Origin of the sequence: Anabaena sp. CCY 0017, assembly GCF_963920885.1 — a bacterium.
Taxonomy (GTDB): domain Bacteria; phylum Cyanobacteriota; class Cyanobacteriia; order Cyanobacteriales; family Nostocaceae; genus Nodularia.
Window position 1 is genome coordinate 25,339 of record NZ_CAWUDG010000036.1, and the last position, 10,677, is coordinate 36,015.

Genomic DNA, 10,677 nt, shown 5'->3' on the forward strand with positions numbered 1-10,677 from the left:
TTATTATAGCCTTCCCAAACCAGTTGTGTGTTCAGTATGGAAATTTTCTAGTGGGATACCAGATAGATTCTATCGTCTGGGCTATGGTACTGATGACATCTCGGTTTTGATGATCTACTAATACGGTGACGTGTCCCAGTTTGCGCCCCGGACGTGATTCGGTTTTTCCGTACCAGTGAACGAAAGCTTGGGGAATTTCAGCTAATTTCTGGCGTTGGTTTTGGTAGTCGCTTTTAGAAATTTCATATCCTAAAAGGTTAACCATCACAGCACTAGCAGAATGTAAAGCGGGATTTCCCAAAGGTAAGCCACAAACGACTCTCAGGTGCTGTTCAAACTGAGATGTTTCACAAGCGTCTAAGGAGAAATGCCCAGAATTATGGGTACGAGGGGCAATTTCATTGACTAAAATTTTACCTGCGGCGGTGAGGAATAGTTCTATGCCAAAAACGCCCACTACTTGCAGACTATTTAAGAGAGTATGAGCGATCGCCTCAATTTCTGCGGCTTGATTGGGTGTAATATCAGCAGGTGCAATCACTCGCCGACATACCTGTTCTTCTTGTTGAGTTTCTACAACTGGGTAAGTTACAACCTCACCTTCTACTGAACGAGCTGCAATAATTGCTAATTCTCGTTCAAAGGGAACAAATTCTTCGATTAAAAATTGAGATTGACTTATATCATTATTTGTGATATGTAAATTTAGCTTTTGCTGCAAATCTGCTAAATCTTGAATAATGAAAGTACCTTGACCATCGTAACCGTGCCGACGGGATTTTAAAACCACAGGAAAACCCAAGTCTTCTATTTGAGACTGGAGGTTTTCTGGCTGTTCCACCGCGAAAAATCGAGGAACAGGTAATCCCAAGTCTTTTAAATAGCAACGCTGATTATATTTATCTAAAAGCGGAGTTAAAGCTGCTAACCTGGGTCGAAAGCAAACACCTTGATTTTCTACAACAGATAAAGAATCTAAATTAACAAATTCATTTTCAAAGGTGATGACATCTGTTTTCTGTGCTAAAATCCCTGTGGAGATAGCATCATCAACTTTAGCAAATACAGCATCCTGTGCGATCGCCACAGCCGGATCATCTGAACTAGGAGTTTGCACCACTAATTTTACACCTAACTTTTTAGCTGCATCCCCCATCATCCAGGCTAGTTGCCCACCACCAATTACACCAACACGCTTCATCGACATCCCAGAGAATAACGAGTTTCTACACCAGTTTTAGAGTTTACACCACTGGCTTTATTGCACAGTTCTTTAATTTGCACTCCATCCAAAATTGCATCTGTGAAATCAGCACTGTCTATATTCACATCAGTAAAAGTGGAGCGCAGCAACAGAGCTTCTTTGAAAACGGCATCGCTCAAATCAGCCCCGGCGAACTTTACCTGATCCACCATAGCATTAGTTAAATCCGCTCCGTGCAGATTTGCTTGGGTCATTACCGAAGCACTCATGACGGCTCCCCGTAAATCAGCATCTGCAAAGTTAGCTAATTCCATATTGGCGTTAGAGAACTCAGCCGCTTGTAAGCTTTGTCCTGAAAAATCACGTTTGGCTAATTCTGCATTGCTAAATGACATGGGATGTGTCCAATCTGCCCAAGCTGGGGAAGCTAGGAACCATACAGTAATCCCCAAAATAAATGCTAATCCTTGTTTCCAAAACATAATCAAGTATTTAATTGTTCTCTCTAGCTTACCGCATTTGAATTTGAGCTTGACCTGCGTAGGTTGGGTAGAGGCTTTGCGAAACCCAACAAATGTTTGAGGTAAGTAACTTAGCACAATTAAATATAAAACCTCTCTCCAAACCTCTCCCCTACCAGGGGCTACGGTGTACACACAAGTACAGTTTGCAAGAGTTTTAAGCCTTGTAGACCTTTAAATTGTCATTACGAGCGGAGCGAAGTAATCGCAAAAACCACGGGACTATGCGATTGCTGAGTCGCAAGGCGACACGCTACGCGGTAAGCGTTCGCGTTAGCGTGCCGGAGGCTCTAGCTATGCCGAAGGCTTTACGTCGTTCCTCCTCTCTGCGAGACGCTACGCGAACGCAATGACAGGCTTTTCGGCGTAATCCTAGAGCTAGACGGCGAAACCAAGTGTTAGGGGGAATTTTCAGACTTGTGTGTACACCGTAGCCTACCAGGGGAGAGGCTTTGACTCCCCCTTCCCTGGTAGGGCTATCCATTACCCGGAGCTTTCTTAACAATCCAATAAAATACTTAACATAAGCAGAAAAAGCTTGCTAAGTATAGTGTGGAGAGAACAGAATCGGGTAATGGAATCATGGAAAAGTGGGCAGCCAAGGAACTGTCTGGGGTAGACCTAGGAGACGTTCGTCGAAACAAGCGGTTAATTAAGATAGTAGAGGATTTAGCCGCACAGCCGGATAGTAGCGTACCACAAGCAAGTGGAAATATGGCAGCAACCAAAGCGGCATATAACTTCTGGAAATCACCATATTTTCCCGCCAGAAAATTCAGTCCCATCAGAGATTCAAGTGGTGACAATAGGGGACTCAGAAGCAGATATATTTGACTTATTTAATCTCAAACGTTCAGAAAATTCCCATTTGTTAATTCGTGGGACTCACAACCGCAAAGTTGACCACTGTGCCAAGTATTTACATCAAGCAATCCGCCAAATTGAACCATTTGGAACACTGACAGCAGAGGTCAAACGCAGTCCAGAACATAGTGCTAGAAAAGCGATACTCACAATTAGATTCACTAGTGTTGATATCCAAGTACCATTACATCACATCGGGCGTTCACAGCTAAAACCTGTCAAGTTACAAGTAATTCTGGCATCAGAAGATCATCCACCACCCGGAGTCAATCCTATGAGTTGGTTATTGCTCACCAGCCTTGAGATTCATAACTTAGAAGATGCCGCGCGTTGTGTGCAATGGTACACATATCGTTGGTTGATAGAACGCTATCATTACACTTGAAAAAGTGGATGTAGAATTGAGCAATTACAATTGTCCACTGCTGACCGCATCAATATGGCAATAGCCACTGATGCTGTTGTCGCTTGGCGTTTATTATGGCTCACTTACTCCTCACGAGTTCACCCTAATTTATCCTCTGATGCCTTTTTAGAAACTGATGAATGGCAATCTTTATGTGCCACTGTCAACAAAAATCCCACCCCACCAAAAAAACCTCCATCTTTACGAGAAGCCGTGCGAATGATTGCCACTCTCGGCGGCTTTCTGGAACCCACCGGGAGATGGTGAGCCGGGAGTTAAAACTATTTGGCGGGGTCTACGGCGATTACACGATATCGCCGCTACCTGGAAACTTCTCAATTCCCACTCCCTATCTGATGTTTCTGGTTAACGATCGCATCCCAATATAGATATTCATCCTCATGTTTTGTCTAGTTTGTCAACCATCCCCTCTCATGGGGGTTCTGTCATCCCAACACAGTCTGCTTTACAGCCATGTTAAGAAAGATGTGGGTAATGGATAGCCTGGTAGGGAAGGGGGTTGGGGGGTTAGGTTTATATTATATTTTTTAACGCCCACTTACTTATAGCGCGGAGAATCTTGGGTTTCACTGTGTTCTATCCAACCTACGATTATGAGGTTTTCAATTGATAAGTGTAATTCGGTGAGCGCTTCTCTGTGTGAGAAAAATAACTTGCTCTATTACTGATAAATTTGGCACAATAAACCTAATAAATCCCCATCCTTTACTGCCAAGTCAAAAATCATGCCTACGAGTGGTACAGTTCTGCGTAACCGCTATAAAATCATCAACCTACTAGGAAGTGGCGGATTTGGTGAAACCTATTTAGCAGAGGACTTGGGTATACCCGAATGGCACTAAGATAACGGCAAATCCATTATTTATAAGGCTTTTGGGTGTGGGGTGTGGGGTGTGGGGTGTGGGGAATTAAGAAGTTGTTGAACACATGAACGTACTAAAATTCAATTTTATTAAACACTACACCCAACACCCTGCCCTAACGAGATTTCGGCTTATCTTAGTGCCATTCGGGTATACCCATTAATCCTAAGCCTAAGTGCGTCGTCAAGCGTCTGAAAACTCACAACCTCACAGACGAACAATTGGATTGGGTAAAAAACTCATTTGAGCAAGAAGCAGTAACCCTGTATAATTTAGGCAATCTTCACCCCCAAATTCCCAAATTATCGGAATATTTTCAGTTAGGGAATGAATTTTATTTAGTACAAGACTTTATTGATGGGGATGATTTGACGAAAATTATCACCCCTGGTAAAAAATTCCCTGAGACAACAGTTATCCAGCTTTTAGCAAAAATTTTAGAAGTGTTGGGAGTCGTCCATCAACAGAATATTATCCACCGCGACATCAGCCCCAAAAATATCATGCTTCGTCGCCTGGATGGAAAAATCATGTTAATAGACTTTGGCGCAGTCAAGCAGATCATGTTTCAGAATTCTGGGCAAACTAGCCTCACGATGGGAGTGGGGACACCTGGTTTTATGCCTTGGGAACAATTCAATGGTAAACCGAAATTAGCCAGCGATATCTACGCTGTCGGTATGGTGGGAGTTTTAGCACTGACGGGAATACCACCACATTTATTAGATGAAGATGAAGATGAAGATGAAGATGGTGAAGTAATTTGGCAAAATCACGCCAGTGTTAGTAGGGGATTTGCACAAGTATTGACAAGAATGATTCGTCGCCGCGTTAGCCAACGTTACCAAAATGCTGCCGCAGCTTTACAAGCGATACAGTTATTCAATCAACCTATTGTCTCCACAATCGTTACCCCAACAATTATTGTTCCACCTCCTTCTTCAGTAGGTGTGCAATTGTTTAATTCCAGCGTAGAAGTGGTAACGGTAAATGCACAAGGCAAAGTTATCAACCGTCAAAACCGAGAAGTTAAATATTTCGTTGAAGATTTGGGTAGTGGTGTCTCTTTGGAAATGATGCACATACCAGGGGGAACATTTATGATGGGTTCACCACCAGAGGAAGCGGGACGACTTGACACTGAAAGTCCCCAGCATCAGGTAAGGGTTCCTGATTTCTTTATGGGTAGATATCCAGTTACCCAGGAACAGTATCAAGCAGTTATGAGTAGTAATTTTTTGAAAAAAATTATAGGTAACATAGTTAATAAGAATCCCGATCCTAACCCTAATCCTGCGCGGTTCAAAGGCGATAAACGACCTGTAGAACAAGTAAGTTGGGATAATGCGATAGAGTTTTGTGAAAAATTGAGTCGGAAGACAGGAAAAACTTATAGGCTACCCAGTGAAGCAGAATGGGAATATGCTTGTCGTGCGGGAACCACTACACCCTTCTATTTTGGTGAAACGATAACCACAGATTTAGTTAATTACAACGGGAATTATCCATACGGTTCCGCCCCAAAAGGTGTATATCGTGAGCAAACAACAAATGTAGGAAATTTTCCGCCAAACTCTTTCGGTTTATACGATATGCATGGTAATATATGGGAATGGTGTCAAGATATATATAAAGATAATTACGCGGGAGCGCCCACAGACGGCAGTGCCTGGGTAAGCGGTAATGATAATGGTTATCGGCTGCTGCGTGGCGGTTCTTGGAACAACAATGCCAGGAATTGCCGTTCCGCTAATCGCAATAGGAACGCGCGCGCGAATCGTAACAACAATGTTGGTTTTCGGTTGGTGTGTGTGGTTGCGTGAGCGCTCCCAAAGGTCAGATCTGATAAATGGGAATTTATCGGGCGTACAATCGGGAGTCCAGACCTGTCCCAGCGAGGAAGGCGACGACCTCCGAATATAAAACCGAGTCGGATAGCTTGGTAGGTTGCAAAACCGAAGACTTGTCCGACTCAACCAAATATTTTCTAATTAATTGACACTCTCCTGGCTCAAGCCAAACGAGTAGGGGCGGGTTTAGAGATATGAGTCATGATTAACCAACAGATGATTCAACCCGCCCCTACAACTCGATTATTTATAGGACTTACGCATTGACAATAAGTACCAAATAGGTGCAAAACTAAAACGCACATATTTCGTAGGGGTTTAGCAGTGCTAAACCCCTACCACACGGGTATATTTACGATTAACATAATCATTGTTTGAGCCGGAAGTTGGCTATTTTGGTATCAGCATACCATGATTAATTTGTACAGTGCGTAAGTCCTAATTTAAAACATTTTATCTTAACAAAAATTAATTATCACAGTTACCAGATCCGCGACTTCTTTGAGAAGTCGGGGATCTATCTATTAAGTTCATAAGTAAAGTTTATTGTATTTTGAACGCAGCATTTTCTATCGGCTGTTAGTCTTTAATTATGTGAGCAGTTAAGCAATTCTTGTCTGTCTAAGCATTTATGCCAAGTTCATCATGATTGATTAACTATTCAGGAATCTCTCACAAATCTATATTCACTAAATACACAAATTTCCCAAGTCTTAATTACTAGCACTGTTATGACTCATTACTCTCTTGATTGGATTGAAGCCTGGTGTCAAGAAAACGGCTGGACAGAATTATTTGTCGAGCGGCGCAATAACTACTGGGCTTTTCCTCCTGGATGCGTAATGCCCGAACCAATTCCCCATCACGTCCTCAACTTAATTAAAGCTGAAAAGGGTTTCACTGTTGAGGAAAGAGCTTGGTCAGCATCGGCGGTAATTGCCACAATCGTAGCGATAGTTTCTACAGTTGCATTCAAGTGTCCCATGCCATTAGTTTTGGCGTTTGCTTTTAACGCTGTGACTGTAGCTCAACTTGAAATTGAAGATGCATAGCCGCAAGCCGCAAGGCGGAAGTCAAAAGTCAAAAGTCAAAAGTCAAAAAACCCTGTCATTGCGAGGAGGAACGACGAAGCAATCGCATAGTCCCGTGGTTTTTGCGATTACTTCACTCCGCTATCGCTCCGTATGGCTCTAAGCGCAGCTATGCCGTCAGGCTTTACGCCACGCTCCGCGAACGTAATGACACTTGAAAGGGTCTATAAACCTTGAAACCCTTGCAGAAACTACTTGTGTGTACACTGTAGCCTCGCTTGCGGGGAGGGGCTGGGGGTGGGGTGGTAGATTGTGATAATCGTAAATAATAAGCTTAAACTTCTTTCAAATAGTAATTAAACCGCTCTCGTAATTTTTCCACACTCATATCCTGAGTCCAGTATTCCACGAGCGCATGACCAAATGCCCAAGCATTGCGGTCAGGTGCAGCAGAGTTTTCTAGTAGCAATGGCCAAAGAGATAGCAAATCAAAGTGAAGAGGATTAACCTTACCTGTATGCAATAGGGAAAACAGGTCATAGGCCATTTGCAGTTTACCAATTACAATCGGTAATTGTTCTACGGGAATTTGTTCTGCTAGGAGATACGCCAGAGTCGGAGAGCCAGTTGATACTGTGGCGATGAACTGAAGCACAGGACTTTTCAACAGTGCAGTTAGTCCTTGAGTGGTCGCCATTTGGAAGGTATAATGATCGATGATTTTGGCAGATGCGGCAGTACGAGCTTCCAAGTTACGCAAAAAGCGGGCTAATCGGAGTTGTTTAGCAGGTGCGATCGCTTCTACAATTTGCAAAGATAGTGTTTCTACACCCCAGGCGGCTCGACCTGTTTTGATATCGCTGGTAACAATCGGTAATATGAGATTACAGAAGTTATCCAAAAGTTCAGCGCGGTATTCGGTAGCGTTGCGAATGGCAATTTCTTTGGGGCGATTTCCCGATTCCCAATTGTATGGCGGTTCCCACTCCCGAAGAGGACGAAGACGATCTACTTGGGTTATGACTGCAATAGTTGGTAAATCTGCAACTTCCGCCTGCATATCTTGGAGAAAATCTACATCCATTTGTAGGGCGGGATCAAGTGCTGGGGTAACTAACAGTAGTAAATCTGCATTGGTAGCATAATCAAGCACCAAATTTCGCAAATCACCACCGTTCACCTGTTCATAACCTGGGGAATCCCACAGCGTTAAACTTTCGCCGGTGGAACTTTGCCAATGATAATTTTGAATCTGATCAGTGCTGGGTAAAACATCCACCTCTGCGAGATCAGCCTGAAATAAAGTATTAATCAAGCTGCTTTTTCCCGAACCCGTGCGCCCGACAATGAGAATATTCACGGGTTTTTGGGCAACTTCCTCGGCTGGTTCGGCTTTGGCTAAAATTTCTCGCAGGTTTTGAGTCTTGGCTGTGGGTAGGGTGGGTGTAGAAATACTGGCTTCTGAAACTGGTAATTTGCTACCACTGTAAAGTGCGATCGCCTGACGGCATAAATTCCGCAGCGCATTTTCCCGCAGTAGTTGCCCTAAATTGACTAACAACTGCTGAGTTGCTTGGTTAGTATAACCCTTAGTAGCTTGCTTGGCCACTGCGACTACAGGATTAAATAGCCACTGCGCCCAATTCCATGCTTGCCAAACTTTCCGAGCCGATGGCTCAAGTTTGCGATAAACTTCATAAGCTTGGTAAGCTTGTCCAACTGTAATCTGATTCAGTGCTGGTGATAGCTTCTGCATCCACTGATCGAGGTCATCCATCGTTCCCCGAATTAACCCGTAAGCCTGCGGTATATAAATATTCAACAGGGGATATTGAACTTGAGGATAATAAATATGTGCGATCGCTGTAACTAAATCTTGACATCGTGACCAAAAGGTTTGCCAATCTTCCCAAATCGGGCGATCGCTTTCTGCTGCTTTGAGAATTTGTTGCAGTGCTATTTCTGCCTGTTTGATATTGTCGCTTTGCGCTGGTAGTCCTACTGGCTGATCTGCGGCTGATTCTAACTCTTCTGCGACTTCTGCCAAAGCAGTTTCTACCATATTGATTTGAGGTTTAGTCCATTTCACCAGCTGCCAGCGCCAGCCTACAAATACCAGGGTAAATATACCCCAAATCCAACTAATACCCCAGGTATGAATTTGCATCCCTGCACAGATGAGTAAAAAAGTAATGATGAGTGCAATGGGTAATGCTAATACTACCCATTGCCACAGTTTTAATCGCAGCATTTTTTGGTAATCCGCCCTAATTTTTGACACTCCCTACATCTATGCTAAATTTATCCCAAAAAACTTCTATGGGAAATCCAGGCTTATTTAAAACCCTTTACTGACTTCTTTTGTACCTTATTTTTGGGTTTAGATTTGTTAACGTCTGCGATGGCTTCTTGAAATAAATTGTGCAAATGTATAGGCACACTGGCAATTTCTGGTAAATCTGGCTCTATAGGTTTATCGAATTCCTGCAAAAGTAAATCCAAGTCATTAGCAAGGTTAAACTCTGGACGTTGTAGGAAATCTTGCAACAACTTTTCTAGTTGAATTGGATACTTTTGGGCTAAACGATGCCAGATAAAAGCATTAATACTTTTGTCTTCCAGGTAGTGGCGAATTAGTTTTTCATTACCTTCAATATTTTGCCCATCCTCATCCGAGAGAATTGCTTGCATCCTACTATAAGTTGGTAAAAACATTTGTCCCCAACGAGGATGAGAAAGAGCCGTAACTTGTTCTGCTTTCCTAAGTTCGGCAGGTAAATCAACCTTTGGCATGACCATTTTAGTCTTGCCGGTACTCTTGTTATCTTTAAAAATTTGAGAAACTACATTTGAGTCTGCACCAATTTCTTTAGCGGCTGTTTGTATTTCTGCTTCACTAACGCCAGCTTCTTCTGCCATTTCTGCCAGAGATTTGGAAGAATCAATTCCTGCCTCAGCCAAACGTTTTTCAGTAATTAACTCTTGAAATTCAGCGATTTTTTTATTCAGTTGGTATCCCGGTAATGTAATTTCATCACTGCCGAAAAAGTCTATAAACTGCTGATGATATTGCTCTACTGATTGCCAAGCTTCCTCTAACAATTCAGGAGCATCACTATAAAGATTATTTTTATAGTTTTCTTTGAAATTACCAATTGCTACAGCGAGTTTTGGCTTACCCAATTTACCCATAATTGTGTAGGGACTAGAAAACATCCAATAGCTATTGTTAATGGGAAAAATATGAGTTAGTAATATTTCTCCTACTTTCAAGCGAGATAATTTCTCTAAAGTTTGAGTATCGCTGGGCTTGACAATATAGTGTTTATCTGTAAGCCAATTGGTAAACTCAAAGCCATCGGGTAAAATATTAGTTATGGCAAATAAGCCAATAAAACTACGATGCCAGTTTTTTAGTAAATTGCGATCGCCGGAGGCGGGGCTTTGCCCATCGCTCTCTGATAAATCTTCAGCGTTTTCAATAAACAATTCTAATGGTGACTTATCACCAACTTTTCCTTCTACAAGAAAACTATCAATGATTAAGTCTTGCTGACTACTATCTCCACTACCTCGACGTAAATGTTCCGCTGCATAAGTTTCTAGCGCTTCTGCTAGTTCTCCTTCTGCATCTAGGACAAAATCGACTAAGGCTTGTTTTAATTGGTGCGATCGTTCTAAAATGGCATCCACAGGTAAATTTTTTGGTGCAACAATTGCAGTCTATAGCTTTTACGAGAGTTTTTGCATCTAGCGATCGCTAGATTTTATAATTAGGAAATATGCCCAATGAAACAAACAAGCAAAGATAAAAAAACAAAAGCCCCTTCCATGACAGAAGAGGCTCTTATTGATTCAAATGATAAACCTGGCATCGAGCTATTTTTGCGTAGGGCTACCCCTAGACTATCGTCGCC

The 10,677-nt window shown here is 42.5% G+C and carries 7 protein-coding genes and 1 pseudogene; 3 read left to right on the forward strand and 5 right to left on the reverse strand.

Annotated elements, in window-relative coordinates:
• Positions 1 to 31: 31 nt before the first annotated feature.
• From ACM0OW_RS23845 to ACM0OW_RS23855, 3 genes are all read right to left on the reverse strand, one after another.
• Entirely contained in the window at positions 32 to 1,201 is a 1,170-nt protein-coding gene (locus tag ACM0OW_RS23845; protein ID WP_414552942.1) for a 5-(carboxyamino)imidazole ribonucleotide synthase, read from the reverse strand.
• Complete coding sequence (locus tag ACM0OW_RS23850) at positions 1,198 to 1,686, reverse strand: pentapeptide repeat-containing protein (protein ID WP_414552943.1); 489 nt, start codon at positions 1,684 to 1,686, stop codon at positions 1,198 to 1,200. Before ACM0OW_RS23850 ends, ACM0OW_RS23845 begins: the two co-directional genes overlap by 4 nt.
• 292 nt (positions 1,687 to 1,978) lie before the next feature.
• Complete coding sequence (locus ACM0OW_RS23855; protein ID WP_414552945.1) at positions 1,979 to 2,209, reverse strand: hypothetical protein; 231 nt, start codon at positions 2,207 to 2,209, stop codon at positions 1,979 to 1,981.
• A 98-nt stretch (positions 2,210 to 2,307) separates the two neighbouring features.
• On the opposite strand from ACM0OW_RS23855, the pseudogene ACM0OW_RS23860 reads away from it, so the two are divergent.
• The 3 genes and pseudogenes from ACM0OW_RS23860 to ACM0OW_RS23870 all read left to right on the forward strand — a co-directional run bounded on the left by ACM0OW_RS23860 (position 2,308) and on the right by ACM0OW_RS23870 (position 6,781).
• Positions 2,308 to 3,365, forward strand: a pseudogene (locus ACM0OW_RS23860) (IS4 family transposase).
• Positions 3,366 to 4,037: 672 nt separating this feature from the next.
• A complete protein-coding gene (locus ACM0OW_RS23865) occupies positions 4,038 to 5,702 on the forward strand; it encodes an SUMF1/EgtB/PvdO family nonheme iron enzyme (RefSeq protein ID WP_414552955.1) in 1,665 nt (554 codons plus the stop codon).
• A 758-nt stretch (positions 5,703 to 6,460) separates the two neighbouring features.
• Positions 6,461 to 6,781: a hypothetical protein gene (locus tag ACM0OW_RS23870; protein WP_414552947.1), complete on the forward strand. Its 321-nt coding sequence runs from the start codon at positions 6,461 to 6,463 to the stop codon at positions 6,779 to 6,781.
• 313 nt (positions 6,782 to 7,094) lie between these two features.
• Here ACM0OW_RS23870 and ACM0OW_RS23875 read toward each other — a convergent pair whose 3' ends face one another.
• Together ACM0OW_RS23875 and ACM0OW_RS23880 are read right to left on the reverse strand one after the other, a co-directional pair.
• Positions 7,095 to 9,011: a GTPase family protein gene (locus tag ACM0OW_RS23875; RefSeq protein WP_414552949.1), complete on the reverse strand. Its 1,917-nt coding sequence runs from the start codon at positions 9,009 to 9,011 to the stop codon at positions 7,095 to 7,097.
• A gap of 83 nt (positions 9,012 to 9,094) precedes the next feature.
• Positions 9,095 to 10,453 carry a hypothetical protein gene (locus tag ACM0OW_RS23880; RefSeq protein WP_414552950.1) on the reverse strand — a complete coding sequence of 453 codons (1,359 nt, stop codon included), beginning with the start codon at positions 10,451 to 10,453 and terminating at the stop codon, positions 9,095 to 9,097.
• Positions 10,454 to 10,677: the final 224 nt, after the last annotated feature.